Here is a 25383-nt window from a genome sequence, read left to right as displayed (position 1 = left end):
GCTATGCCTCCCGAAAGCACCGCATCGCTCGGCCAGCCATGTCTGCGGCAGCAGCGGCGCCGGCCGCTGCTGCCCCGATGCGCAACGTTTCAGCGCATGACTGATCCTGGCGTGCAGTAGGTATTGTCAGACGAAGCGGAACGAGACGTTGCCGAGATCCTGGAAGCGGACGACGACGTTGTCGCCCTTGGCGACCGGAATCGCCTCGGTGACGCCGCCGGTCATGATGAAGGTACCGGCCGGGATCTCCTGGCCGCGCTTGCCGAGTTCGTTCGCCATCATCGCGATCGCGACCAGCGGGTTGCCGAGCACGGCAGCACCGGCGGCCATCGACTTGACCTCGCCGTTGATCTCGAGCACCACGCCCAGCGTGGGCAGGTCGAGTTCGCCGAGGTCGCGCATGTTGCCGCCGATGACGAAGCGGGCCGACGAAGTGTTGTCGGCGATCACGCTCTTGAGGTCGAACTTGAAGTCGCGGTAGCGCGAGTCGATCACTTCGACGGCCGGCAGCACGAAGTCGATCGCCGCCATCACGTTGCCGATGTGGCAGCCGGGGCCGCGCAGCGGCGCCTTGGTGACGACGCAGATCTCGGCTTCGACCTTCGGGTGGATGAGTTCGTCGAACTTGACTTCGCCGCCGTCGGGCACCGACATGTAGTCGGCGACGAAGCCGAACACTGGGGTCTCGACGCCCATCTGCTTCATCTTGGCGCGCGAGGTCAGGCCCGCCTTCAGGCCGGCGATCCTGTTGCCGCGGGCTTCCTTGCGGCGGCGGATCTCGTCCTGGATGGCGTAGGCATCTTCCCAGCTCATGTCCGGGTATTCGTCGGTGATCTTGGTGACGTCGTGCGCCTGCAGCTCGGCGTTCTCGAGATGCTCGGCGAGTCTGGCGATGGTTGCCTGGTCGAGGGTGATGGCCATGTGTGCGGATTCCTTGTCAGATGAAGCGGACCGACGTGCCGCCCAGGCCGCCGACGTTGCAGATGAGGCTGTCGCCGGCGACGACCGGGACGAGCGGGGATTGGGAGCCGGACAGGATGATCTCGCCGGCCTTCAGGCTGATGCCCAGGCGGCCCAGGGTGTTGGCCAGCCAGGCGATGGCGTTGACCGGCGAGCCCTGCACCGCGGCGCCGGTGGAGGTGCTGATGATGTCGCCGTTCTTGGCGAGCACCATGCCGGCCAGCGCGAGATCGAGCTGGCGCGGGCTCTTGCGCACGCCGCCGAGCACCAGCACGCCGCACGAGGCGTTGTCGGCCACGGTGTCCTGGATCTTGATCTTCCAGTCCTTGATGCGCGAATCGACGATCTCGAAGCAGGGCACCACGCAGTCGGTGGCGCGCAGCACATCGGCGGCGGTCACGCCGGGGCCGGTCAGGTCGCTCTTGAGGATGAAGGCGACCTCGGCTTCGGCCTTGGGCGCGATCATCGACGATGCCTGGATCGGCTCGCCTTCGTTGTACACCATGTTCGACAGCAACTGGCCGAAGTCGGGCTGGTTCACCTTCAGCATGTCCATGACGACCTTGCTGGTGACGCCGATCTTCTTGCCGACGATGGTGTGGCCGTCGTCGAGCTGGCGCTGGATCATGCGCAACTGGATCTGGTAGGCGTCCTCGATGGTGATGTCGCTTTCGCGGTCGGTGAGGGGCGCGACGGGAGTCAGCGTCTTGAGCGCGCTGTACAACTCGTCGCCGTAATGATCGATCTTGGTTTGGTCCATGTCTGGCTCGTGTGAATGTGCGGAGCGGGTAGGGATGCGGAACGGCGGGCGCCGGACGCGGGCGGGCGGTGGCCCCGTCCGCGCCGGACGTGCGATCAATACTTGACCATCACGTTGCGCAGTTCAGTGTAGAACTCGAGCGAGTGCAGACCGCCTTCACGGCCGATGCCCGACTGCTTCGAGCCGCCGAACGGCGTGCGCAGGTCGCGCAGGAACCAACTGTTGATCCAGCACAGGCCCACTTCGATCGCGTTGGCGAGGCGCATGGCGCGGCCGATGTCCTGGGTGTGGATCGAGGTGGCCAGGCCGTAGCGGTTGTTGTTGACCATCGCGATCACTTCCTCTTCCGTGTCGAACGGCTGGATGTGGCAGCAGGGGCCGAAGATTTCCTCGGTGATGACGGTCGCGGTCTCCGGTAGGCCGGTCCAGATCGTCGGCTGGACCCAGCAGCCGTCCTTCAGCTCGGCCGGCATGTCGGGGATGCCGCCGCCGAAGACGATGTTGGCGCCTTCTTCCTTGGCCTTGGCATACATGCCCAGCACCTTCGCCTGGTGCTTCTTGCTGACCAGCGGTCCGATCTTGGTGTCGGGGTCGAACGGGCGGCCGGGCTTCATCGTCTCGGCCTTCTCCTTCAGCGCGGCGACGAACTTGTCGAAGATCGGGCGCTGCACATAGACGCGCTCGGTGCCCAGGCAGACCTGGCCGGCGTTCTCGAAGCAGGAGCGGGTCACGGTGGCGATGGCGTTGTCGAAATCGCAGTCGGCGAACACCAGCGCGGCGTTCTTGCCGCCCAGTTCCAGCGACACCGGGCGGATGCCGTCGGCGCCCGCCTTCATGATGGCGGTACCGGTCCTGGTCTCGCCGGTGAAGGTGATGCCGTTCACGTCCGGGTGGGCGGTCAGGAAGGCGCCGGCGGAATCGACGCCGTAGCCGTTCACCACGTTGTACACGCCCTTGGGCAGGCCGACCTTGTTCATGACCTCGCCCAGCAGCGTGGCGGTGCTCGGCGTGTCCTCGGAGGGCTTGACCACCACGGTGTTGCCGCAGGCCAGCGCCGGGCCGCACTTCCAGGTCATCAGCAGCAGCGGCAGGTTCCACGGGCAGATGATCGCGATCACGCCGCGCGGCACGCGCACGCCGTAGCTGCGCGCGGTCTTGCCGTCGGGGGTGCGCATTTCGAACGACTCGGTCGAGGCGTTCTTGATCGTGTCGGTGAAGATCTTGAAGTTGGCCGCGCCGCGCGGGATGTCGACGTGGGAGGCGAGATGGACCGGCTTGCCGGTATCCGCGATCTCCGCCTGCAGGAAGTCGTCGAAGCGGCGGTTGATCTCGTCCACGACGGCGTCGAGCATGGCACAGCGCTCGACGACGGAAAGCTTGCCCCACGGGCCCTTCAGCGCGGCCTTGGCCGCCGCGACCGCTGCATCGACTTCGGGCTTGCCGGCTTCATGAACCGTGCCGATCAGCGAATTGTCGACCGGATTGCGTTTCTCGTACGTCTTGCCGCTGACGTTGGTGACGTACTCGCCGTTGATGAAGTTCTTGATGTCTTTCATGCTCAGGTTTCCCAAAGTTGATGGAGAAGGCGGCTACGCGGGCTGCGGCCGATCGGACTGCGCGGCTCGAACCTGCGGTGCCGGGCAGTCGTGGTCGGGCAGTCGCCGGAGGCCGCGATGCCTGGCCTCCGGGGTCGCCCGTTGCGTGAATCAGGAGAAAACAGACAGGAACTTCTCGTTGAGCACCCGGTCGTGGTAGAAAATTGCCTTGCCGAGCTGGTCGTCGGTCCAGTAGATCGTCGGCTTGTCCGGGTACCAGATGTAGCCGCCGGCGAACACCTCGTTGCGGTTGCCGCTCGGGTCGAAGAAGTAGATCGTCTCGCCGCGGGTGATGCCATGGCGGGTCGGGCCGATGTCGATGGACACGTCCTTCTTCGAGATGATGTCGCCCGCCCGCAGCACTTCGTACCAGTTGTCGAGCAGGAAGGAGGCGTGGTGCAGCTTGCCCTTCACCGGCTGGCGGATGAAGGCGACGTCGTGCGCCTTGTTCGAGCAGGTCAGGAAGGCGCCGATCGGGAACTTGTCGGGGCCGGCCACCACCAGTTCGGCGATGTTGAAGCCGAGAATCTCGGTGAACACCTTCACCGTGCCGTCGAGATCGTCGCCGTACAGCAGGCAGTGGTCGAAGCGGGAGGGCGCCATGCCCTTCAGGCCGTCAGGCCAGGCGTCCGGGTTGGTGGTCGGCATGCCGTTGCCGACCTGTTCCTTCTCGGCATACAGCTCCATGATGTGGCCGGTCGGGATCGTGAAGCGGAAGCGCTCGCCCGTCTTCGGGTGCTCGCCGGCCGGGACCCAGCTCAAGTCCGTACACAAGCCCGAGGCTTCGAGGTCGGCCGCCAGCTTCTTCAGCGTGGCGGGGGAATCGACGCGCCAGCCCATGTAGTCCATGCCGGCTTCGTCGGCCTCGCGCAGCACCACGCTGTGGTGGTCATGCTCGTCCCAGGCTTTGAGGAAGACGCGGCCCTTGTCGTCGCGGGCCGTCTCGATAAGGCCGAGAACCTCGACGTAGTGGTTGAGTGCCGCAGCCATGTCCAGTACGCGGATGACGACGTGGCCGGGACGAAGAACGCCAGTAAGTGCCATGATCAACTCTCCTCTCTGATGGTGGGCGAACGGCAAGGTTGGGCCGCCGCCAATGATTCGACACGCCCTTGCGGAGGGCGTGCCATGAAACGGTGCAGATCGAAACTCCGGGACATCTTCCCCAGTACGCCGAGTTCGATGTCGCTTTGAGGAAAGGCCCGGCAGGCCAGGACGACGCCCTCGGCTTCCTCCTCGTGCGTGACGCGCTGGCGGCTCATCTTCAGCGAGCGCACCCGGCCTTTCGCGATTCTTATCTTGCAGACGCCGCACCCGCCGCCGCGGCAGCCGACGGGGATCCCCCTGCGCGACAGGTGCTCCATCCCCTTGAGCAGATTGTCGCTTTCGGCGCAGACATACTCTTCTCCGCTATTGGAGATCAGCACGCTGAATTGCCGTGCGCAGTTATTGTTCTGTGGTGCGATTTTGCCGCCTCCTCCAATTGCAGGTAATTGCGCCGCCGATTCGGGCACGATTGCATGTCGTGCAGCGGCGTATTATTTTTTATTCGATAGATGAACGAATGTCGATTCGCCGCCCGAAATTCCGGCCGGCGCGAAGAGTCTCCCCTCGCCGCCGGCGATGTCATCGACGTGCGCCAAGGGGAAACCCTAATGCCTTCGCCCTGCCGTCGATAAATCCTGAATTTTCAGTTGCTTGCACGCTTTTCCAGCGTACAGCAAAAATATCTCGAGATTTTATACTCGAGAACGGCCGGTACTGCAAGAGGTTTGTCGATAAAAAAAATCCATGACTCCCGTTTCCCCTCCCGGCCGTGTCCGCCCCATCGATTTTCCTCTTCCATTCTCGTCACGTTTACGTAAACAGGGTATTCCTTTCATTCATCGACCGCATGCAAAAAACGGATATTGATCGTGCAGGAAATGGATATTATCGATCCGGCGCGATCTCTAATCTCTGCCCCTGCCAGCCAACGAAGGAGACTACGGCCATGCAAGTGACTAACGAGTACCTGGATTCCCTGCTCGAGAAGGACAAGGAGAAGGGGCTTTTCCGCTGCAACCGCGAGATGTTCACCAGCGAGGAACTGTTCGAACTCGAGATGAAGCACATCTTCGAGGGCAACTGGATCTACCTCGCCCATGAAAGCCAGTTGCCGAAGATCAACGACTACTACACGACCAAGATCGGTCGCCAGCCGATCTTCATCACGCGCAACAAGGACAACCAGCTCAACGCCTTCATCAACGCCTGTGCCCACCGCGGCGCCACGCTGGCCCGCTTCAAGCACGGCAACAAGGCGACCTACACCTGCCCGTTCCACGGCTGGACGTTCAACAACTCGGGCAAGCTGCTGAAGATCAAGGACCCGAACGAAACCGGCTATCCGGACAGCTTCAACACCGACGGTTCGCACGACCTCAGGAAGATCGCCCGCTTCGAGTCCTATCGCGGCTTCCTGTTCGGCAGCCTGAACCCGGACGTCGTCCCGCTCGAAGAGCATCTGGGCGAGTCGACGAAGATCATCGACATGATCGTCGACCAGTCGCCGGAAGGTCTGGAAGTGCTGCGCGGTTCCTCGACCTACGTGTACGAGGGCAACTGGAAGCTGCAGGCCGAGAACGGCGCCGACGGCTACCACGTCACGGCCACGCACTGGAACTATGCGGCCACCCAGGCCGCCCGCAAGGAGCGCGACGCCGGCGGCGACGGCATCAAGGCGATGAGCGCCGGCGGCTGGGCCAAGAAGGGCGGTGGTTCCTACTCGTTCGAGAACGGCCACCTGCTGCTGTGGACGCGCTGGGACAACCCTGAAGACCGTCCGCTGTATCCGGTGCGCGGGCAGCTCGCCGAGCGCGTCGGCGAGAACACCGCAGAGTGGATGATCAACAACTCGCGCAACCTGTGCCTGTACCCGAACGTCTATCTGATGGACCAGTTCAGCTCGCAGATCCGCGTGTTCCGTCCGCTGTCGGTGAACAAGACCGAAGTGACGATCTACTGCATCGCGCCGAAGGGCGAGAGCGCCGAGGCCCGCGCCCGCCGTATCCGCCAGTACGAGGACTTCTTCAACGCCTCGGGCATGGCCACGCCGGACGATCTGGAAGAATTCCGCGCCTGCCAGGAAGGTTTCAACGGCCGCAGCCTCGTCTGGAACGACATGTCCCGCGGTGCCGAGCACTGGGTCGAGGGGCCGGACGCCGAAGCCGACAAGATCGGCCTGAAGCCCATCCTCAGCGGTGTGAAGACGGAAGACGAAGGTCTCTACGTCGCCCAGCACACCTACTGGCTCGAGGAAATGAAGAAGGCGCTCGTCGCCGAACAGCAGGCCGCCGAACAATAATACCGAGGAGACGAATTAAATGAGCATTTCCTACGAGGCCGTGTGCGCCTTCCTCTACCGCGAAGCCCGTTACCTCGACGACCGCGACTGGGATAGCTGGCTGGCCTGCTACGACGAGAAGGCCACCTACTGGATGCCCGCCTGGGACGACGACGGTGAGCTGACGGAAGATCCGCAGAGCGAAATCTCGCTGATCTACTACGCGAACCGCGGCGGCCTGGAAGACCGTGTGTTCCGTATCCGCACCGAGCGCTCGAGCGCGACGATCCCGGATACCCGCACCTCGCACAACATCACCAACGTGGAAGTCGTCGAGCAGAGCGGCAGCCTGGTGAAGGTGCGCTTCAACTGGCACACGTCGAGCACCCGCTACAACCACACGGACCTGTTCTACGGCAGCAGCTTCTACACCATCGACTTCTCGGGCGCCGGCCCGATCATCAAGGACAAGAAGGTCGTTCTGAAGACCGATTACATCCGCCACGTCATCGACGTCTATCACGTCTGACGCAGGCGCCGGGCTCAGGCTCGGGCGTGTCAGTGGCCGGCGACAGCTCTTACCCGGGGTTGTCGCCGGTTTTCGCCTGATCGACATGTGGAGGGTGGTGTCGATTCGGGCTCATCTCCAGCAGAGGGGGTCAATATGACTTACAAGATCGCACTGAACTTTGAAGACGGTGTCACCCGCTTCATCGATTGCAAGTCGACCGAGACCGTGGCCGACGCCGCCTACCGCCAGGGCGTCAACGTTCCGATCGACTGCCGCGACGGCGCCTGCGGCGCCTGCAAGAGCTTCGCGGAGTCCGGCAAGTTCGAACTGGACTTCTACATCGAGGATGCCCTCAGCGAAGAGGAGGCGGGGCTGGGCTACGTCCTGACCTGTCAGATGCACCCCAAGAGCGACTGCGTGATCCGCATCCCGGCGTCGTCGGAAGTGTGCAAGATCAGGCAGAGCAGCATCGCCGCCACCGTCAAGGAAGTGCGCCAGTTGTCGGCCAGCACCATCAACCTGACGCTGCAGGGCGAAGGCATCGACAAGCTGTCCTTCCTGCCGGGCCAGTACGCCAACCTCGGCGTTCCCGGCAGCGACCAGCATCGCGCGTATTCCTTCAGCTCGATGCCGAAGGCGGGCGAGGTGTCCTTCCTGATCCGCAACGTGCCCAACGGCCTGATGAGCGGCTACCTGACCGGCAAGGCCCGGCCGGGCGACGAGATCAAGCTCGCCGGCCCGCTCGGCAGCTTCTACCTGCGCGACATCCAGCGTCCCGTGCTGATGCTGGCGGGCGGCACCGGCCTGGCGCCGTTCCTCGCCATGCTCGACAAGATCGTGGCCGACGGCGGCAGCGCGCAGCCGATCCACCTGATCTACGGCGTCAATACCGATGCCGACGTGGTCGAGACCGACAAGCTCGACGCCTTCACCAGACTGCTGCCGAACTTCACCTATGCCGTGTGCGTGGTGGCGGAGGACAGCGCCTGCCCGAGGAAGGGCTACGTCACCGCCCACATCGAGCCGGCGCACCTGAACGAGGGCGACGTGGATATCTACCTGTGCGGCCCCCCGCCGATGGTGGAGGCCGTTGCGCACAACCTGCGCGAGCGCAAGGTCGAACCGGCCAGCTTCCACTACGAGAAGTTCGCCGCCAGCGTCTGAGCGGGTTCCGATCCACGCAATCCATCCATTCGGGTAATTCGACATGCAGCAGAACAAGCGTTTCGACAACAAGGTCGCGGTCATCACCGGCGCCGCGCAGGGCATCGGCCTGCGCGTAGCGGAGCGGATGGCCGACGAGGGGGGACTCCTGGTACTGGTGGACCGCGCCGAATTCGTCCATGAGCTGAACGACACGCTGGGCAAGATCACCCAGGTGCTGACGCTGACGGCCGATCTCGAGCAGTTCGCCGAGTGCCAGAGGGTGATGGACGAGGCCGTCGAACGCTTCGGCCGCATCGACATCCTGATCAACAACGTCGGCGGAACGATCTGGACCAGGCCCTTCGAGCACTACGAAGAAAAGCAGATCGAGGCCGAGGTGCGCCGTTCGCTGTTCCCGACGCTGTGGTGCTGCCGCGCCGCGCTGCCCTACATGCTCGAGAAGGAGCACGGCGTCATCGTCAACGTGTCGTCGATCGCCACGCGCGGCGTCAACCGCGTGCCCTATGGCGCGGCGAAGGGCGGCGTCAATGCCCTGACCGCGTGCCTCGCGTTCGAGAACGGCGAGCGCGGCATCCGCGTCAATGCGGTGTCGCCCGGCGCCACCGAGGCGCCGCCGCGGCGCGTGCAGCGCAACACCGGCAAGCAGTCCCGGCAGGAAAAGACCTGGTACAAGCAGATCTACACCCAGTCGCTCGACACCAGCCTGATGAAGCGCTTCGGCACCACCGACGAGCAGGCCGGGGCGATCCTGTTCCTGGCCTCGGACGATGCCTCCTACATCACCGGCGTGGTGCTGCCGGTGGGCGGCGGCGATCTGGGCTGATCGCAGACACTCCCAAACGATAGACGGGGCGCCCCGCAAGCCGGGGCCGCAGCGGCGGAAAGCCACGGTTTCCGGTGCGTCATGCGCACTGGAGGGGAGACTGTGCGCGCAAAACAGGATCAGGCGCCCCGTCCCCTTCACGGATGCGTGGAAGAGCCTTCCCCATCCCCCGGTTTTTCATAAGCGAGCAGGAGACGTAACGTGGCAACGGTTGATGTACACAAAATAATCGACGAGGCGAAATTCAACAGATTTCACCTCAATGTCCTTTTCTGGTGCGCGCTGGTCATCATCTTCGACGGCTACGACCTCGTCATCTATGGCGTGGTGCTGCCCAAACTGATGGAACAGTGGGCGCTGAGCCCGATCGAGGCCGGTGCGCTGGGCAGCTACGCGCTGTTCGGCATGATGTTCGGAGCACTGATCTTCGGGCCGCTGTCCGACAAGATCGGCCGCAAGAAGGTGATCATGATCACGGTGCTCATCTTCAGCGGCATGACCTTCCTGAACGGCTTCGCCACCACGCCGACGCAGTTCGGCATCTGCCGCTTCATCGCCGGCCTGGGCATCGGCGGCGTGATGCCCAACGTGGTCGCGCTGATGACCGAATACATGCCGAAGAAGATCCGCAGCACCATGGTCGCGGTGATGTTCTCCGGCTATTCGGTGGGCGGCATGACCTCGGCCTTCCTCGGCATGTACCTGATGCCGAACTACGGCTGGCAGGCGGTGTTCTTCGTGGCCGGCGTCCCGCTGCTGCTGCTGCCGCTGATCTGGTTCTTCCTGCCGGACGCGGTGGGCTTCCTGATCCAGGCCAGGCGCGAGACCGAGGCGGGCGGGCTGCTGTCGCGGGTCGAGCCGTCCTTCAGGATGCGGGCGGGCGACACGCTCCACTACCCCACCGGCAAGGGCAAGGGCGCCGCGCTGGGCGCGCTGTTCCAGAACGGCCGCTTGCTGAGCACGCTGATGTACTGGGTCGCCTTCTTCGGCTGCCTGCTGATGGTGTACGCGCTGGGCTCGTGGCTGCCGAAGCTGATGGTCAAGGCCGGCTACGACCTGAAGAACAGCCTCGCCTTCCTGCTGGTGCTGAACTTCGGCGCGATCTTCGGCGCGATCGGCGGCGGCTGGCTGGCGGACCGCTTCCACCTGCGGCGCGTGCTGACGATCATGTTCGTGATCGCCGCGCTGTCGATCGGCGGACTCGGCTTCCTGCCGAAGGAAGACCAGGGCCTGCTGTACCTGTTCATCGCCGTGGCCGGCGCATGCACGATCGGCGCGCAGATCCTGCTGTACGCCTACGTCGCGCAGTACTACCCGCTGGCGATCCGTTCCACCGGCATCGGCTGGGCATCGGGCGTCGGCCGCCTGGGCGCCATCTCCGGCCCGATGCTGGGCGGCTTCCTGGTGAGCGCGGAGCTTGCGTTCCAGTTCAACTTCCTGGCCTTCGCGGTGCCGGGCGCCATTGCCGGCCTCGCGATCTCGATGGTCGGCCGCAGCGCGGTGCATGCGCCGGAAGAGGAAAAGAACCTCGCCTTCGCCGCCGAGACCGGCATGATGGAAGTCGACTGAGGCTGCGGCCGATGAAAACCCCCGGGCACCGCGTGGTCGTCCGGGTCTGTCGAAGGGCGGCGTTCCGGCATCGGGGCGCCGCCCTTCGTCCTTGCGGACGGCGCATGCGGGACGGCCGGCGCGGCGGCGAAGGCCGCGGCCAGGTCAGCGGCGTTTCAGGGAATCGGACGGCAGGATGCCGAAGGCTGCCTTGTAGCACTCGGAAAAGCGCCCGAGGTGCGTGAAGCCGTAGTCGAGGGCGACCGCGGTGACGCTGCGCACCGTGCTCGCCGGGTCGATCAGCGTCGCATGGATGCGTTCGAGCTTGCGCCGCTTGATGTAGTTCTTGGGCGTCGTGTCCGCATAGCGCTCGAACAGCAGGTAGAGCGAGCGCAGGCTCATGTGCGACACGCGCGCCAGTTCCTCCACCGAGATGTCGCGCTTGATGTTCTCGTCGATGTGCTGGACGAGCCGCTCGAACGAGCAGGACTGCAGGGTGGGAAACTCCCGCCGGATGTTGTGCTTGAGCAGGGTCAGCAGCTTGTTGGCGACGATCCAGTTGTAGTGCCCGAAGATCTGCAGTGAGCCGTCCGCGGATTCGGCCTCCTGGCACAGCAGCGCCAGCAGGTTCATGAGGCTCTCGATCTCGTGGAGCTGGTAGCGGATCGGGATGAACTTGATGCCCTCGCGGGGCTTGAGCCAGCCTTGTTCGGCGCAGACGTCGTCGAGCAGCGAGGCCGGGATCTTGAGGATGAACTTTTCGCAGTCTTCCGAGTAGGTCAGGTCGATCGGATCGTCGGGGTTCAGCAGCAGGATGTCGCCGGAAGAAAACTCATGGTTCTGGCGCGAGATCTCGTACCGGCAGTGGCCGCGCAGGATGATCTGCAGGTGGTAGACGTCGGACAGCCCGGTGGACACCACGCGTACCGGGCCGCCGTAGCTGATGCGGCACAGGTCGATCAGGCCCACCTTGCGGTGGCGCAGCCCGGCCGCGGGATCTGCGCTTCCCGGCAGCCGGATGCGGTGCACGCCGACGTGGCGATTGACGTACTCCGATACCTCGAACGGGTCCGCGCCTTCGAAGATCAGACTCTTCTCGTCGAGCAGGCGATATTTCATGGGGCTCCACCACCTATGGTTCCGTCCCACGTCGAAGGTAGTGCCAGAACGCCCGTGGCGCGGGAAGACGAGACCAACCCGGCCGGTCGTGGAGGGAACGGAATTTTTTCCTTAATCGTTTATATCACTATAAATGGCGGGAAGGTTCATTTCGACTGCCGCCCGGTCCGCCGCAACCGCTGCGCGACGGGCGCTGCCAGCGTGCAGGCACGGGCGTTTGCGGGGGGCGGGCGCTTGCCCGTGCGGGGAAACCCTGATTGGCGGAGAGGGCATGCTGCACGATGGTGCATTTCCGTGCGGCGACCGGACACGGCGCTGCGGCACGAAACCCCTCCCGGCGGGACAGGCGGTACCGTCGCATGGGCGGGTGCGCCGGGCCGGGGCATCGGGACCATCCCGGCCGCCGCGGATATCGGTGTCCATTACAAGACGAACCGTGGAGGGATGACAGATGCGGCGATCGACGATTTCAGGTGTGCTGGCCGCTGCGCTGGCGGCGATGGCTTCCGGCCCGGCGTCGGCAGCGGGCTTCCAGCTTCTCGAACAGAATGCGAGCGGCATCGCCAACGCGTATGCCGGGTCCGCGGCGATCGCCGAGAATGCCAGCACGATCTTCTTCAATCCGGCCGGTATGACGCGGCTGCCGGCGCGGACCCTGTCGGTCGGCCTGGCCGCGGTGCGGCCGAGCTTCAGGTTCAGCAACGAGGGCTCCCAGACCGGCGTGCTGAATGCCGGGACGAGCGATGCGGGGGGCTGGGCCGCCATTCCCAACGGCTATGTCTCATGGGCGCTCGACAAAGACGTCCATGTCGGCGTCGGCCTGGGCGCGCCCTTCGGCCTGATGACCGAATACGACGACGACTGGGCGGGGGCGGCGCATTCGACGAAATTCGACATCAAGACCTACAACATCAATCCGTCGATCGCCTGGCGCGTCAACGACAAACTGTCGCTCGGGGCCGGGGTGAACTGGCAGCGCATGGAGGTCGAATACGTCAGGCGCACGGGCATCGTGCCGGTGGGCGGATTTCCCCTCCCCGCCAGCTTTGCGACCCTGGATGCCGCCAGCGACGCGTGGGGCTGGAACGTCGGCGTCCTGCTCGAGCTGACCAGCGCGACCCGGGTCGGCCTCTCGTACCGCTCCAGCATCGATCACGAACTCAAGGGCGACCTCAAGGTGAAGGGGCCGTCGCCTCTCTTCAATGCGGCGCGAAGCTCGAATGCGAAGGCCGACGTCGAACTCCCCGATACCGTCATCCTCAGTGCCGTGCACAAGCTCGGCAGCAGGTGGGAACTGCTGGGCGACATCTCGCGCACCGGCTGGAGCAGCATCAAGAAAGTGGACATCGTGCGCACGTCGGGGCTGGACAACGGTGCCGTCGCGCAGGTGCTGACGACCGACTTCCAGGATTCGTGGCGGTACGCGCTCGGCGCGAGCTACCAGTACAACGATGCCTGGAAGCTCAAGTTCGGCATCGCCTACGATGAATCGCCGGTCAAGGACGCGCGCCGGCGCCTCACCTCGCTGCCCGACAACGATCGGACGTGGTTTTCGTTCGGCGGCCAGTGGCGGGCGGGCAAGGACTCGCTGCTCGACCTCGGCGTGGCGTATCTCTACATCCCGGATACGTCCATCGAGAACCGCGATGCGCGCGATCCCCTCAAGGGGCTGGTCAAGGGGGAGTACGATTCGAGCGTGTGGATTCTCGGCGCACAATACTCGCTGTCCTTCTGAACGTCCGCGATGCGGATGCCCGATGCGAAGAGGCACCGGGCCCGATGACCCGGCGAGGGAGCCCGCCCGCGACGGGTCCGGCTCTCCGCCCCGTTTCCAATCTGGAGCGCAGCATGAGCCGTTTCATGATTCGCAAGGTTGCCGTCCTGGGCGCCGGCGTGATGGGCGCGCAGATCGCCGCCCACTGTGCCAGCGCCGACGTGCCCGTGATCCTGTTCGACCTGCCGGCGAAGGAGGGGCCGCCGAACGGCATCGCGGCGAAATCGCTCGCCGGGCTCGGCAAGCTGGACCCGGCGCCGTTCGCGACCAGGGACAGGGCGCAGCACGTCGAGCCGGCGGACTACGGCAGCGACCTGGCCCGGCTGGGCGAGTGCGACCTGGTGATCGAGGCGATCGCCGAGCGCATGGACTGGAAGCTCGACCTCTACGCCAGGGTCGCGCCGCACCTGAAGCCGGGCGCGGTGTTCGCGTCCAACACCTCGGGGTTGTCGATCCAGGCGCTGGCCGCGGGCATGCCGCCGGATCGCCGTCCCCGCTTCTGCGGCATCCATTTCTTCAACCCGCCGCGCTACATGCCGCTGGTGGAGCTGATTCCCGCCGCGGAAACCGAGCCCGCGATGCTCGACGGGCTGGAAACCTGGCTCACCACCCGGCTGGGCAAGAACATCGTCCGCGCCCGGGATACCCCCAACTTCGTCGCCAACCGCGTCGGCGTGTTTTCGATCCTGGCGGTGATGCACCACACCGCGCGCCTCGGCCTCGCCTTCGACGAGGTGGACCTGCTCACCGGGCCGCGCATCGGCCGTCCCAAGAGCGCGACCTTCCGCACCGCCGACGTGGTCGGCCTGGACACGGTGGCCCACGTCATCGACACGATGCAGGCGACGCTGGCCGACGACCCGTGGAGCAGCCACTTCCGCACCCCCGAATGGCTCCAGGTGCTGATCGCGCGCGGTGCGCTCGGCCAGAAGAGCGGCGCCGGCATCTATCGCAAGGACGGCAAGCGCATCCTGGTGCTCGACCTGCACCGGCAGGACTACGTCGACAGCGGCGGCGAGGTCTTCCCCGACGTCGAGGACATCCTCAAGCTGCGCGATGCGGGAGAGAAGTTCGCCGAACTGGCGGCGCATCCGCATCCCCAGGCGCAGTTCCTGTGGTCGGTGTTCCGCGACGTGTTCCACTACTGCGCCGTGCATCTGGCCGACATCGCCGACAACGCGCGCGACATCGACCTGGCGATGCGCTGGGGCTTCGGCTGGACGATGGGGCCGTTCGAGACCTGGCAGGCCGCCGGCTGGCGCGCCGTCGCCCGGCTGATCCAGGAAGACATCGATCATGGCCGCGCGATGGCGAACGTGCCGCTGCCGGCCTGGGTGGGCGAGCGCGACGGCGTCCATGCGCCGTCCGGATCGTGGAGCGCGGCCGAGGGCGTGCTCGAGCCACGCACCGCGCTGCCGGTCTACCGGCGCCAGCTCTATCCCGACCGCGTGTTCGGCGAGGCGCCCGCGGACCGCGGCGAACTGCTGTGGGAGAACACCGGCGTGCGGCTGTGGCGGCGGCCGGACCAGGACGCGGGCATCGGCATCCTGTCGATCACTTCCAAGATGCACGCGATCGGCGACGACGTGATGGACGGCATCCTCGAGGCCATCGCGCGTGCGCAAGCCGATCTCGACGGCCTGGTGATCTGGCATGAACCGCCGTTCGCCGTCGGCGCCAACCTGCAGCAGGTGGCGCAGGCATGCCATGCGCACCGCTTCGACCTGCTCGATCGCATGGTGGCCCGCTTCCAGCACACGGCGATGACGATCCGGCATGCGCAGATCCCGGTGGTGGCCGCGGTGCAGGGCATGGCGCTGGGCGGCGGCTGCGAGTTCCTGATGCACGCGGCGCACCGCGTGCTGGCGCTGGAGAGCTACATCGGCCTGGTGGAGGCGGGCGTCGGCCTGATACCGGCCGGCGGCGGCAGCAAGGAATTCGCCCTGCAGGCCCACGCGATGGCGCAGCGCGCCGCGGGCGGCGACGTGTTCCCCTACATCCAGAACGCCTTCCAGACCATCGCCATGGCGACGGTGGCCAAGAGCGCGCTCGAGGCGGTGCAGCTCGGCTTCGCACGCGCGGGCGACGACATCGTCTTCAACGCCGCCGAACTGTTGTACGTGGCCATCCGCCGCGCGCGCGCGCTGGCGGAAGCGGGCTGGCATCCGCCCCTGCCGCAGCGCGCGGTCATCGTGGCCGGGCGCAACGGCATCGCCACCTGCGAGATGCTGCTGCTCAACATGGCCGAAGGCGGGATGATCTCGCCGCACGACTACCGCGTCGCCAAGGCCGCGGCCACCGCCCTGTGCGGCGGCGAGGTCGACAGCGGAACGCAGGTCAGCGAACAGTGGATACTCGACGTCGAGCGGGCGCAGTTCGTCGAACTGCTGAAGACGCACAAGACGCAGCAGCGCATCGGGCACATGCTGGAAACCGGCAAGCCGCTGCGCAACTGACACGGAGACGGGCATGAGCAGACAGATCCAGGATGCCTACATCGTCGCCGCCGTCCGCACCCCGGTGGGCCGGCGCAACGGCGTCTTCCGCCGCGTGCGCCCGGACGACATGCTGGCGCACGTGCTGCGCGCCGTGGTGGCGAAGGTGCCGGGGCTCGATCCGCAGGAGATCGGCGACGTCATCGCGGGCTGCGCGATGCCCGAGGCCGAGCAGGGCATGAACGTCGCCCGCATCGGCCTGCTGCTGGCCGGCCTGCCCGAGCGCGTGCCGGGCGTGACGATCAACCGCTTCTGCGCCTCCGGGCTGCAGGCGGTGGCCGATGCCGCGGCCCGCATCCGGCTGGGCGAGGCCGACGTGATGATCGCCGCCGGCACCGAGAGCATGAGCGCGATGCCGCAGATCATGGGCAACAAGGTGAGCATCAATCCGGAGATCTTCGCCCATGCGGAAAACCGCAGCATCGCCTTCGGCATGGGGCTGACCGCGGAAAAGGTCGCCGAGCAGTGGCGGGTGGGCCGCGAAGACCAGGACGCCTTCGCCGCCGAATCGCACCGTCGCGCCTGCGCGGCCATCGCCGACGGCCGCTTCGCCGGCGAGATCGCGCCCTATACCGTGCGCAGCCACCTGCCGGGCGAGGATGGAGCGGTGCGCATCGTGGAGAGCGTGGTGCGGCACGACGAAGGGCCGCGTGCCGACTCCTCCGTCGAGAGCCTCGCCAGATTGAAGCCCGTCTTTGCCGCACGCGGTTCGGTGACGGCCGGCAACAGCTCGCAGATGTCGGACGGCGCGGCCGCCGTACTGCTGATGAGCGAGGCCGCGCTCAGGCGCAGCGGCGCCGTGCCCATCGCGCGCGTCGCGGCGTATGCGGTGGCGGGCGTCCCGCCTGCGGTGATGGGCATCGGGCCGGTGGAGGCCATCCCGCGCGCCCTGGCGCAGGCAGGCATCGCGCAGGACGAAGTGGACTGGATCGAACTGAACGAAGCCTTCGCGGCGCAGGCGCTGGCGGTCATCGGGCAGCTCGGCCTCGATCCCGCCCGCGTGAATCCGCAGGGCGGCGCCATCGCACTGGGCCATCCGCTGGGCGCAACCGGCGCGATCCGTACCGCCACGCTGATGTCGGCCATGCAGCGCGACGCCAACCTGCGCTACGGCATGATCAGCATGTGCATCGGCACCGGCATGGGCGCGGCGGGCGTCTTCGAGCGGGTCTGACCGCCGCGCGGCGTGCAGGGAGCGGGTCCGGGTTCGTCCGCCGGACGCGCATCCCGACAGGAGCAGGAGCTATTGCAATGGCCGGAACCGCATTGCTCGACGTCGCCAGCGGCGTCGCCACCCTGACGCTGAACCGACCCGGCGCGCTCAACGCGCTGTCGGTCGAGATGATGCAGGACCTTTCGGCCGCCGCGCGCGAACTCGCCGGGCGCAAGGATGTGGGCGTGGTGGTCGTCACCGGCGCGGGCGATCACTTCATGGCGGGAGGCGACCTGAAGGACTTCGCGCGCCACCTGCATCTGTCGCCCGAGGCGCGCCTGGCCGCGTTCAAGGCGATGATCGTGCAGTACATCAACCCCACCGTCGAGACGCTGCAGAGCCTGGGCCAGCCGGTGGTCGCCAAGGTGCGCGGCGCCTGCGCCGGGTTCGGCCTGTCGCTGATGGTCGGCTGCGATCTTGCCGTATGCGCCGACGACGCGACGTTCGCCACCGCCTACTCGGCGATCGGGCTGCCGGGCGACGGCGGCGCCTCGTATTTCCTGCCCCGCATCGTCGGCCGGCGCAAGGCCGCCGAGCTGTTGCTGCTGGGCGAGCGCTTCGACGCGGCGCAGGCCCTGCGGCTGGGCCTCGTCAATCGCTGCGTGCCCGCAGCCGAGCTGGACGCCGAGGTTGGCCTGCTGGCGGAACGGCTCGCGAGCGGGCCGCGCCACGCCTACGCGGAAATCAAGCGCCTGCTCGCCGATTCGCACGGCAACCAGATCGAATCGCAACTGCAGAGCGAGGCCGAAGCCTTCGCACGCTGCGGCGCGACGGCGGACTTTGCCGAGGGCGTGACGGCCTTCCTGGAAAAGCGCAGGGCGGTGTTCAGGAAGGCGTGAGTGCCGCGGGCGCCGCCCTTCAGCGCGACAGCCGGTAGGCGATCAGGCCCAGCCATTCGTGCAGGGCGTACCAGCCGGCGTAGGCCGTGTTCTGGCTGGGCAGCAGCGCCAGCCTGTGGTCCTGCGATTCGTGGCTGCCCAGCCAGGCGGTGGGCGCCGGCACCACGTCGAGGCCCTGTGCCGCGAACTCGGCGCGCGCACGCGGCATGTGCGCCGCATGGGTGACCAGTAGCACACGGTGCACGCCGGCCTCCTTCAACTGCAGCGCCGACAGGCGGGCATTGTCGCGGGTGTCGCGCGATCCGGCCTCGACCCAGCGCGGCGTGACGCCGAAATCCTCGATCAGGCTTTGCCGCATCAGCACGGCTTCAGGCTGCTCGCCGGTCGGCGCGCCGCCGCTCACCAGCACCGGCAGGCCGCTTTCGCGCGCCAGGCGCGCGCCGTAGCGCAGCCGTTCCAGCGCGAGCCGGTTCACGGTTTCGCCGCCGAACTCCGGTGCATGGTCGCGCTTGCCCGCCCCCAGGATCACGATGGCCTGGGCGCCGCGGGCGGCCGCTGGCTGCAGCACCGGCTGCGCCTCCAGCGGGGCCAGCAGTAAGCCGACGGCGGGAGGAAAGACCAGCAGCAGCTGCAGCGCGACGCCGAGCCAGGCCAGCCCCAGGCCGAGGCGCCGGCGGCGGCGCAGCAGCAACAGCCCGGCTGCGACGAGCAGCAGGGGCATCAGCGGCGGCAGTACCACGAGGGCGACGAGTTTCTTCAGCCAGAAAAGCAGCAGCGAGGTATCGAACGGCATCGGCGTTTGTCTGTGCCAAGGGTGGTCGCTATTATCGGTTCAATTCAGCCCGTCCCCGCCGTCGATGATCGCTTTTGCCCCTGCTTCCCGCGTGTCCGTGCCGCAAGCTGGTTCCACCGGTCTGGCGGAGGTCTAGGTGGCCGTCGATCTGCTGGCCGTCGGAGGCGTCCTGCTGGCCCTGGCGGTGGCGGCCGGCGCGTGGTGGTACGTGCGTGCGCGCGGGCTGGTGCCCGCGCGCGGCAAGACCGGGGTGGATGCAGCGGCGGCGGGCGGGGCCCGGCAGCCGGCTCCGCCGCAGGCCGAAGACGACGAGTCCGATGCGGCGGACGACGATTTCGACTACGCGCCCGAACTGCGGCCGCAGCCTGCCGCGGTCACGGATGACGATGCCTTCCGCAGGTCGTTCGAGTGGCAGCACCTGCACCGCGAATTGGAGCGGCTGCAGCAGCGGTGCGCCGAGCAGGACCGGACCATCGCCGGCCTGCGCGCCGACGTCGAGGATCTGCGCGAGCGGCTGGCGCCGGCGCCGGCCGGCGTCTCGCCCGAATACGACGCGGCCCTCGCGTATGCGCGCCGCGGCGTCGAGGCCGCCGCCATTGCGGAGCGCTGCGGCATCACGCTGGCCGAGGCCGAACTGGTCCGTGCCATGGCGCAGCGCTGAGCGCGGCCGTACGCACCGCGGCGGGCGGAAGCGTGTCCGTAGTCCGGCAGGGGTTAGAATCCTGTGATTTCAAACACGCGAGGATGAGTTCATGAGCCGCAGCATCGTTTCCACGCCGAACGCTCCGGCCGCCATCGGCACCTATTCGCAGGCGGTGAAGGCGGGCAACACGGTCTACATCTCCGGGCAGATCGGCCTCGACCCTGTCTCCATGCAGATGGCCGAGGGTTTCGAGGCGCAGACCGTGCGCGTGTTCGAGAACCTGAAGGCGCTTGCCGAGGCGGCCGGCGGCTCGCTCGCCGACGCCGTCAAGCTGACGATCTTCCTGACCGACCTGGGGAACTTCGCCAAGGTGAACGAGGTGATGGCGCGCTACTTCGCCGAGCCGTATCCGGCGCGCGCCGCCGTCGGCGTGAAGGAGCTGCCGCGCGGCGCGGTGGTCGAGGCCGACGCCATCCTGGTTCTCGGCTGACCCGGGCTGCCGCTGCGAACGGACCGGTCCCGCGGGCCGGCCCGTTCGCCGACCGCTTCCCTTTTCCAGATTGCCGTCCGCGTCCGCCTCGAAGCCTGCCGCGCAGGATGCATCTCCGGCGGCGCCCGCGCCGGCTGCGCGCGGCTGGGCGGGCGTCGGCTCCCAGCTCGCCGGCCGCCTGGCGAAGCTCGACATCCACCGGCCGGAAGATCTCGTCCTGCATCTGCCGCTGCGCTACGAGGACGAGACCCGCATCACGCCGATCGAGGCCGTGCGCCCCGGCTTTCCGGCACAGGTCGAGGGCGAGGTGTCGTCCTGCGAAGTCACCCCGCATCCGCGCCGCCAGCTCGTCGCCCGGGTCCGCGACGCATCGGGCACGCTGGTGGCGCGCTGGCTCAATTTCTACCCGTCGCAGCAGAAGATGCTGGCGCCCGGCCGCCGTGTGCGGCTGTTCGGCGAGGTGCGCGGCGGCTTCTTCGGCGACGAGATGGTGCATCCGCGGCTGCGGCCGGTGGCGGCCGGCGAAGGGTTGCCCGAGGCGCTGACGCCGGTGTATCCGACGACGGCGGGCCTGGGGCAGGCGACGCTGCGCAGGCTGATCGACCGCGCGCTGGCGGTGTCGCCGCTGGACGATCCGCTGCCGCCGGCGGTATGCGATGCGCTGCTCCTGCCGTCTTTCGCCGACGCAGTCCGCGCGTTGCACCATCCGGCTCCGGATGCCGATCCGGCGGCGCTGGAGCAGCGGCATCATTCGGCCTGGCGGCGCATCAAGTTCGAGGAACTGCTGGTGCAGCAGATGTCGCTGCGCCGCGCCTACAACGCCCGCCGCGCGCGCGGCGCGGCCGCCTTGCCGGCGCGCCGCGAGCTGACGGACGCGCTGCTGGCGCAACTGCCCTTCCGGCTGACCGGGGCGCAGGCGCGCGCCGTTGCCGAGATCGCCGCCGATCTCGCGGCGGCGCATCCGATGCAGCGCCTGCTGCAGGGCGACGTCGGCAGCGGCAAGACCATCGTCGCCGCGCTGGCGATGCTGCAGGCGGCCGAGAACGGTTACCAGGCGGCGCTGATGGCGCCGACGGAAATCCTTGCCGAACAGCACTGGAAGAAGCTCGCCGCCTGGCTGGAGCCGCTCGGCCTGCACGTGGTCTGGCTGTCGGGCAGCAGGAAGAAGCGCGAGCGCGAGGCCGAACTCGAGCGCCTGCGCAGCGGCGAGGCGTTGCTGGCGGTCGGCACGCATGCCCTGATCGAAGACCCGGTGAACCTGCCCCGGCTGGCGCTGGCCGTCGTGGACGAGCAGCACCGCTTCGGCGTGCGCCAGCGCCTGGCCCTGCGCGAGAAGGGCATCGCCGGCGAAGGCGCCGGCCTGCGGCCCCACATGCTGATGATGTCGGCCACGCCCATCCCGCGCACGCTGGCGATGACGCACTACGCCGACCTCGATGTGTCGGTGCTCGACGAACTGCCGCCGGGCCGCACGCCGATCCGCACGCGGCTGGTGTCCGATGCGCGCCGCGACGAGGTCATCGGCCGGCTGCGCGCCGCCTGCAGCGAGGGGCGCCAGGCTTACTGGGTGTGCCCGCTGATCGAGGAGTCCGAGACGCTGCAACTGCAGACCGCGCTCGAAACCTTCGAGACCTTGTCCGCCGCGCTGCCGGAGCTGCGCATCGGCCTGCTGCACGGCAAGCTGAAGGCCGACGGGAAGTCGGCGACGATGGCGGCCTTCGCCGCCCATGAGCTTGACGTGCTGGTGGCCACCACCGTCATCGAGGTCGGCGTGGACGTGCCCAACGCCAGCCTGATGGTGATCGAGCACGCCGAGCGCTTCGGCCTGGCGCAACTGCATCAGTTGCGCGGCCGCGTCGGGCGCGGCAGTGCGGAGTCGGTGTGCATCCTCATCTACGCCCAGCCGCTGTCGCAGACGGGCCGTGAGCGCCTGAAGGTGATCTACGAGCACACCGACGGTTTCGAGATCGCCCGTGCCGACCTGCGCATCCGCGGCCCCGGCGAGTTCGTCGGCGCGCGCCAGAGCGGCCTGCCGCTGCTGCGCTACGCCAGCCTGGAGGGCGACGTCGACCTGATCGAGCCGGCGCGCACACTGGCCGAGCAGATGCTGCGCGACATGCCGCAGGCGGCCGAGCGGCTGATGGCGCGCTGGCTGGGCGGGCGGGAGGCGTTGCTGCGCGCTTGAGTGTTTCTGGCCGGCTGTTCGGAGGGGTTGCGGGCGCCATTGCGTGCTTCCCGCGATCCGGCGCCGGGGATTCGTTCCGTCGGGCTGCGGAACTCGCCCTCGCTGCGCTCGGTGCTCGGACAGTCCTCGCCCGCTCCACGAATCCCCGGCACCGGATCGCTGCGCGGTTGCGTGCCTGGGGCGGGGTGTGAGTCGTCTTGTCGGACAGTCCTCGCCCGTTCCGCGAATCCCCGGCGCCGAATCCCTGCGCGGTTGCGTGCCTGGGGTGGGGTGTGAGTCGTCTCGTTCCGTCGTGGCCGTCGTCGGGCCGGCTGCCCGATCGGCTTGCTAGAATGCCGCTCCGAACCGCCTTGCCCCTCATGCGTACCCGACTCCACCGCGAAACCTGGCGCCCGGCACCGCCGCGCGCCGGCGTCCCGTCCGCCCTGATCCCCTGGCTGACCGATCCTGCCTCGCTGACCTCGCGCATCCGTGCGCGCTGCACGCATTTCGCCGTGCGCCTGTTGTTCCAGGGGCCGGGCAGCGCGCGGCTCGACGAGGCAGCCTTGCTCGGCCTGCGTGCGGGCGAGCGGGTCTGGGTGCGCGAGGTGCTGCTGCTGGCCGACGGCCGGCCGGTGGTGTTCGGGCGTTCGCTGCTGCCGCGGCGCAACGTGCGCGGCGCCTGGAACCTGTTCCACGGCATGGGGTCGCGGCCGCTGGGCGAGGCGCTGTTCGCCGATCCGGCGATCAGCCGTTCGCCGCTGAGCTGCATGCGTTTCGATGCGCGCGATGCGCGTTATCATCGGGCGCGTTCCGCGCTCGCCGTGCACGACGGCGCCCCGCTGCCGCGGCAGTCGTGGGCGCGCCGCTCGCTGTTCCGCCTGCACGGCCGCGCCCTGCTGGTGAGCGAATTCTTTCTGCCTGCGATATTCGATCTGCCCCGATGATGAACACGATGACACTGAGTGCCAAACTGCCCCACTACGTCCGCCTGATGCGGCTCGACAAGCCGATCGGCACGCTGCTGCTGCTGTGGCCCACGCTGTGGGCGCTGTGGATCGCGGCGGACGGCGTGCCGCCGCTCCACGTGCTGCTGATCTTCGCGCTGGGTACGCTGCTGATGCGCTCGGCCGGCTGCGTGATCAACGACTACGCCGACCGCGACTTCGATGGCCACGTCGAGCGTACCCGGAGCCGTCCGCTCGCCACCCGCGCGGTGAGCCCGCGCGAGGCCCTGCTGCTGGCGGCGGGGCTGTCGGCCGCGGCCTTCATCCTGATCCTGCCGCTCCAGCCGCTGGTGATCTGGCTGTCGGTGCCGGCGCTGTTCCTGGCGGCGAGCTATCCGTTCACCAAGCGCTTCTTCGCCATCCCGCAGGCGTACCTGGGCATCGCCTTCGGCTTCGGCATCCCGATGGGTTTTGCCGCGATCCTCGGCGAGGTGCCGGCCATCGCCTGGGTGATGCTGCTGGCGAACATCTGCTGGGCAGTGGCCTACGACACCGAGTATGCGATGGTCGATCGCCCCGACGACCTCAAGATCGGCATCAAGACCTCGGCGATCACCTTCGGGCGCTTCGACGTCGCGGCGGTGATGCTGTGCTATGCCGCGGCGTTCGCGCTGCTGGCGGCGGTCGGCGTCGCCGCCGCCCGCGGCCCGCTCTATTTCGCCGGCCTGCTCGGCGCGGCCGGCATCGCCGGCTATCACTACACGCTGATCCGCGAGCGCGACCGCGCCAACTGCTTCAAGGCGTTCCGCCACAACAACTGGGTGGGGGCGGCGATTTTCGCCGGCGTGTTCCTCGACGACCTGCTGCGCCGCTTCTGATCCTGCCGCAACCCTCGGGCGTGGTGCCGGTCAACCCCTCGCGGGAATTGGCCCGCAAGCCGAGGAGATGATGATGAACGGGATGCACATGCTGGCAGGGGTGGCGGCGATGCTGCTGTCGGCGGCCGCGCTGGCCTTCCATTGCCCGGCCGACATGAAGAAGATCGACGAGGCGCTGTCGAAGAATCCGTCGCTGAGCAGCGAGCAGATGGCCGAGGTCAAGAAGCTGCGGGCCGAAGGCGAGGCGCTGCACGACGCCGGAAAGCACCAGGAGTCGATCGATACCCTGGCCAAGGCGATGAAGATCCTGAATATCTGACCTATCCGTGCTGCAACCGGCGCCGGCCGCATGGCCTGCGCCGGACGGTTCCCGGGCCGCGGCCCGAGCCTTCGCGGTGCGCGGCGCGCTTCATCGGGCTTATCATTGCGCCCGCCATCATCCAGGAACCATCATGCACTTCATGACCGCCCTGAAGGCCGCCTGGCAGCAGCGCAACAGCCTGCTGTGCGTCGGCCTCGATCCCGATCCGGCCAGGTTCCCGGCCCATCTGCAGGGACGTCCGGACGCCATCTTCGAGTTCTGCAAGGCCATCGTCGATGTCACGGCGGACGCCGTGTGCTGCTTCAAGCCGCAGATCGCCCACTTCGCCGCGCGCCGCGCCGAAGACCAGCTCGAAGCGCTGATCGAGCACATCCACGCCAGGCATCCCGGCACGCCGGTGGTGCTCGACGCCAAGCGCGGCGACATCGGCAGCACCGCCGAGCAGTACGCGGTCGAGTCCTTCGAACGCTACAAGGCCGATGCGGTCACGGTGAACCCCTACATGGGGCGCGATTCGGTCGAGCCCTACCTGGCCTACCCGGACAAGGGCGTGATCCTGCTGTGCCGCACCTCGAACCCGGGCGGTTCGGACCTGCAGTTCCTCGACGTCGGCGCCCCCGGCGGCAGCCTGAAACTCTACGAGCACGTCGCGCGCCTGGTGGCCGAGGAGTGGAATGCCGGCGGCAACTGCGGCCTGGTGGTGGGGGCGACCTTTCCGGCCGAGATCGCGCGCGTGCGCGCACTCACCGGCGACATGCCGCTGCTGGTGCCGGGCATCGGCGCGCAGGGCGGCGACGTTCCCGCCACCGTGGCCGCCGGCCGCACGGCGGACGGCACCGGGCTGATGATCAACTCCTCGCGCGCCATCCTCTATGCGGGCGCGATGTCCGCCGAAAGCGAAGGCTTCGCCGCCGCCGCGCGCCAGGCCGCGCTCGCCACCCGCGACGCGATCAACGCCTGCCGCTGAACACCCACCACCGCAATCGCCATCGGGCGTGGGTGCCGGACGGCGCTTCG

23 protein-coding genes are annotated in these 25383 nt (G+C 67.6%); 16 read left to right on the top strand and 7 right to left on the bottom strand.

What is annotated here, in order from left to right:
- Nucleotides 1-126: 126 nt before the first annotated feature.
- The 5 genes from dmpH to CCZ27_RS16260 all read right to left on the bottom strand — a co-directional run bounded on the left by dmpH (nt 127) and on the right by CCZ27_RS16260 (nt 4829).
- The gene (gene dmpH / locus CCZ27_RS16280) at nt 127-921 is read right to left on the bottom strand and encodes a 2-oxo-3-hexenedioate decarboxylase (protein WP_096449899.1); all 795 of its coding nucleotides are present in this window, start codon (nt 919-921) and stop codon (nt 127-129) included.
- A gap of 16 nt (nt 922-937) precedes the next feature.
- Complete coding sequence (gene dmpE, locus CCZ27_RS16275) at nt 938-1720, bottom strand: 2-oxopent-4-enoate hydratase (RefSeq protein WP_096449897.1); 783 nt, start codon at nt 1718-1720, stop codon at nt 938-940.
- A 95-nt stretch (nt 1721-1815) separates the two neighbouring features.
- Nucleotides 1816-3276 (bottom strand): 2-hydroxymuconic semialdehyde dehydrogenase, encoded by a 1461-nt coding sequence (locus tag CCZ27_RS16270; RefSeq protein ID WP_096449894.1) that lies wholly within the window; start codon nt 3274-3276, stop codon nt 1816-1818.
- A gap of 150 nt (nt 3277-3426) precedes the next feature.
- Nucleotides 3427-4359: a catechol 2,3-dioxygenase gene (locus CCZ27_RS16265; RefSeq protein ID WP_096449892.1), complete on the bottom strand. Its 933-nt coding sequence runs from the start codon at nt 4357-4359 to the stop codon at nt 3427-3429.
- Between the two features lie 2 nt (nt 4360-4361).
- Nucleotides 4362-4829 carry a 2Fe-2S iron-sulfur cluster-binding protein gene (locus CCZ27_RS16260; protein ID WP_332460882.1) on the bottom strand — a complete coding sequence of 156 codons (468 nt, stop codon included), beginning with the start codon at nt 4827-4829 and terminating at the stop codon, nt 4362-4364.
- 479 nt (nt 4830-5308) lie between these two features.
- Here CCZ27_RS16260 and benA point away from each other — a divergent pair, with 479 nt between their 5' ends.
- The 5 genes from benA to CCZ27_RS16235 all read left to right on the top strand — a co-directional run bounded on the left by benA (nt 5309) and on the right by CCZ27_RS16235 (nt 10710).
- Nucleotides 5309-6661, top strand: coding sequence for a benzoate 1,2-dioxygenase large subunit (benA, locus tag CCZ27_RS16255; RefSeq protein WP_096449890.1), 1353 nt, complete (start codon nt 5309-5311; stop codon nt 6659-6661).
- A gap of 19 nt (nt 6662-6680) precedes the next feature.
- Complete coding sequence (gene benB / locus CCZ27_RS16250) at nt 6681-7169, top strand: benzoate 1,2-dioxygenase small subunit (RefSeq protein ID WP_096449888.1); 489 nt, start codon at nt 6681-6683, stop codon at nt 7167-7169.
- Between the two features lie 135 nt (nt 7170-7304).
- Nucleotides 7305-8315 carry a benzoate 1,2-dioxygenase electron transfer component BenC gene (gene benC / locus CCZ27_RS16245; RefSeq protein ID WP_096449886.1) on the top strand — a complete coding sequence of 337 codons (1011 nt, stop codon included), beginning with the start codon at nt 7305-7307 and terminating at the stop codon, nt 8313-8315.
- Between the two features lie 43 nt (nt 8316-8358).
- On the top strand, nt 8359-9141 hold the full coding sequence (locus CCZ27_RS16240; RefSeq protein WP_096449884.1) for a 1,6-dihydroxycyclohexa-2,4-diene-1-carboxylate dehydrogenase: 783 nt from the start codon (nt 8359-8361) through the stop codon (nt 9139-9141).
- Nucleotides 9142-9342: 201 nt separating this feature from the next.
- Nucleotides 9343-10710 (top strand): MFS transporter, encoded by a 1368-nt coding sequence (locus CCZ27_RS16235; RefSeq protein WP_096449882.1) that lies wholly within the window; start codon nt 9343-9345, stop codon nt 10708-10710.
- A gap of 144 nt (nt 10711-10854) precedes the next feature.
- On the opposite strand, the gene CCZ27_RS16230 is transcribed toward CCZ27_RS16235, so the two are convergent.
- Nucleotides 10855-11808: an AraC family transcriptional regulator gene (locus tag CCZ27_RS16230; protein WP_096449880.1), complete on the bottom strand. Its 954-nt coding sequence runs from the start codon at nt 11806-11808 to the stop codon at nt 10855-10857.
- Between the two features lie 451 nt (nt 11809-12259).
- Between CCZ27_RS16230 and CCZ27_RS16225 the strand changes: the two genes are divergently transcribed.
- The 4 genes from CCZ27_RS16225 (at nt 12260) to CCZ27_RS16210 (ending at nt 18129) form a co-directional block, all read left to right on the top strand.
- Nucleotides 12260-13543, top strand: coding sequence for an OmpP1/FadL family transporter (locus CCZ27_RS16225; RefSeq protein ID WP_096449878.1), 1284 nt, complete (start codon nt 12260-12262; stop codon nt 13541-13543).
- A 113-nt stretch (nt 13544-13656) separates the two neighbouring features.
- Complete coding sequence (locus tag CCZ27_RS16220; RefSeq protein ID WP_096449876.1) at nt 13657-16038, top strand: 3-hydroxyacyl-CoA dehydrogenase/enoyl-CoA hydratase family protein; 2382 nt, start codon at nt 13657-13659, stop codon at nt 16036-16038.
- A gap of 13 nt (nt 16039-16051) precedes the next feature.
- Nucleotides 16052-17251 carry an acetyl-CoA C-acyltransferase gene (locus tag CCZ27_RS16215; RefSeq protein WP_096449873.1) on the top strand — a complete coding sequence of 400 codons (1200 nt, stop codon included), beginning with the start codon at nt 16052-16054 and terminating at the stop codon, nt 17249-17251.
- Nucleotides 17252-17328: 77 nt separating this feature from the next.
- Nucleotides 17329-18129, top strand: a complete 801-nt coding sequence (locus tag CCZ27_RS16210; RefSeq protein WP_096449871.1) for an enoyl-CoA hydratase/isomerase family protein — start codon at nt 17329-17331, stop codon at nt 18127-18129.
- Nucleotides 18130-18148: 19 nt separating this feature from the next.
- Here the strand turns inward: CCZ27_RS16210 and CCZ27_RS16205 are convergent, their stop codons facing one another.
- Nucleotides 18149-18922 (bottom strand): YdcF family protein, encoded by a 774-nt coding sequence (locus CCZ27_RS16205; protein WP_096449869.1) that lies wholly within the window; start codon nt 18920-18922, stop codon nt 18149-18151.
- Between the two features lie 136 nt (nt 18923-19058).
- Between CCZ27_RS16205 and CCZ27_RS16200 the strand changes: the two genes are divergently transcribed.
- From CCZ27_RS16200 to pyrF, 7 genes are all read left to right on the top strand, one after another.
- Nucleotides 19059-19583, top strand: coding sequence for a DUF2802 domain-containing protein (locus CCZ27_RS16200; RefSeq protein WP_232516447.1), 525 nt, complete (start codon nt 19059-19061; stop codon nt 19581-19583).
- A gap of 91 nt (nt 19584-19674) precedes the next feature.
- Nucleotides 19675-20055 carry a deaminase RidA gene (ridA, locus tag CCZ27_RS16195; protein ID WP_096449867.1) on the top strand — a complete coding sequence of 127 codons (381 nt, stop codon included), beginning with the start codon at nt 19675-19677 and terminating at the stop codon, nt 20053-20055.
- A gap of 70 nt (nt 20056-20125) precedes the next feature.
- Nucleotides 20126-22240: an ATP-dependent DNA helicase RecG gene (gene recG, locus CCZ27_RS16190; RefSeq protein ID WP_096449865.1), complete on the top strand. Its 2115-nt coding sequence runs from the start codon at nt 20126-20128 to the stop codon at nt 22238-22240.
- 359 nt (nt 22241-22599) lie between these two features.
- Nucleotides 22600-23166, top strand: coding sequence for a chorismate--pyruvate lyase family protein (locus CCZ27_RS16185; RefSeq protein ID WP_096449863.1), 567 nt, complete (start codon nt 22600-22602; stop codon nt 23164-23166).
- A complete protein-coding gene (ubiA, locus tag CCZ27_RS16180) occupies nt 23163-24044 on the top strand; it encodes a 4-hydroxybenzoate octaprenyltransferase (protein ID WP_096449861.1) in 882 nt (293 codons plus the stop codon). Before CCZ27_RS16185 ends, ubiA begins: the two co-directional genes overlap by 4 nt.
- A 73-nt stretch (nt 24045-24117) precedes the next feature.
- Entirely contained in the window at nt 24118-24363 is a 246-nt protein-coding gene (locus tag CCZ27_RS16175; protein ID WP_198363155.1) for a PA2433 domain-containing protein, read from the top strand.
- Between the two features lie 133 nt (nt 24364-24496).
- On the top strand, nt 24497-25333 hold the full coding sequence (gene pyrF, locus CCZ27_RS16170) for an orotidine-5'-phosphate decarboxylase (protein WP_096449859.1): 837 nt from the start codon (nt 24497-24499) through the stop codon (nt 25331-25333).
- Nucleotides 25334-25383: the final 50 nt, after the last annotated feature.

It is taken from the genome of Thauera sp. K11 (assembly GCF_002354895.1).
Classification (GTDB): Bacteria; Pseudomonadota; Gammaproteobacteria; order Burkholderiales; family Rhodocyclaceae; genus Thauera; species Thauera sinica.
This window is presented reverse-complemented; position numbering and strand designations above follow the sequence as displayed.

Bases quoted from the DNA above. Each gene is read 5' to 3' on its own strand.
- CCZ27_RS16265 (WP_096449892.1), bottom strand. From the start codon at position 4,359: ATGGCACTTACTGGCGTTCTTCGTCCCGGCCACGTCGTCATCCGCGTA.
- CCZ27_RS16210 (WP_096449871.1), top strand. From the start codon at position 17,329: ATGGCCGGAACCGCATTGCTCGACGTCGCCAGCGGCGTCGCCACCCTG.
- CCZ27_RS16175 (WP_198363155.1), top strand. From the start codon at position 24,118: ATGAACGGGATGCACATGCTGGCAGGGGTGGCGGCGATGCTGCTGTCG.
- pyrF (WP_096449859.1), top strand. From the start codon at position 24,497: ATGCACTTCATGACCGCCCTGAAGGCCGCCTGGCAGCAGCGCAACAGC.
- CCZ27_RS16215 (WP_096449873.1), top strand. From the start codon at position 16,052: ATGAGCAGACAGATCCAGGATGCCTACATCGTCGCCGCCGTCCGCACC.
- CCZ27_RS16225 (WP_096449878.1), top strand. From the start codon at position 12,260: ATGCGGCGATCGACGATTTCAGGTGTGCTGGCCGCTGCGCTGGCGGCG.
- dmpH (WP_096449899.1), bottom strand. From the start codon at position 921: ATGGCCATCACCCTCGACCAGGCAACCATCGCCAGACTCGCCGAGCAT.
- benB (WP_096449888.1), top strand. From the start codon at position 6,681: ATGAGCATTTCCTACGAGGCCGTGTGCGCCTTCCTCTACCGCGAAGCC.
- CCZ27_RS16240 (WP_096449884.1), top strand. From the start codon at position 8,359: ATGCAGCAGAACAAGCGTTTCGACAACAAGGTCGCGGTCATCACCGGC.
- CCZ27_RS16185 (WP_096449863.1), top strand. From the start codon at position 22,600: ATGCGTACCCGACTCCACCGCGAAACCTGGCGCCCGGCACCGCCGCGC.
- dmpE (WP_096449897.1), bottom strand. From the start codon at position 1,720: ATGGACCAAACCAAGATCGATCATTACGGCGACGAGTTGTACAGCGCG.
- benC (WP_096449886.1), top strand. From the start codon at position 7,305: ATGACTTACAAGATCGCACTGAACTTTGAAGACGGTGTCACCCGCTTC.
- benA (WP_096449890.1), top strand. From the start codon at position 5,309: ATGCAAGTGACTAACGAGTACCTGGATTCCCTGCTCGAGAAGGACAAG.
- ubiA (WP_096449861.1), top strand. From the start codon at position 23,163: ATGATGAACACGATGACACTGAGTGCCAAACTGCCCCACTACGTCCGC.
- CCZ27_RS16205 (WP_096449869.1), bottom strand. From the start codon at position 18,922: ATGCCGTTCGATACCTCGCTGCTGCTTTTCTGGCTGAAGAAACTCGTC.
- CCZ27_RS16270 (WP_096449894.1), bottom strand. From the start codon at position 3,276: ATGAAAGACATCAAGAACTTCATCAACGGCGAGTACGTCACCAACGTC.
- CCZ27_RS16220 (WP_096449876.1), top strand. From the start codon at position 13,657: ATGAGCCGTTTCATGATTCGCAAGGTTGCCGTCCTGGGCGCCGGCGTG.
- CCZ27_RS16230 (WP_096449880.1), bottom strand. From the start codon at position 11,808: ATGAAATATCGCCTGCTCGACGAGAAGAGTCTGATCTTCGAAGGCGCG.
- ridA (WP_096449867.1), top strand. From the start codon at position 19,675: ATGAGCCGCAGCATCGTTTCCACGCCGAACGCTCCGGCCGCCATCGGC.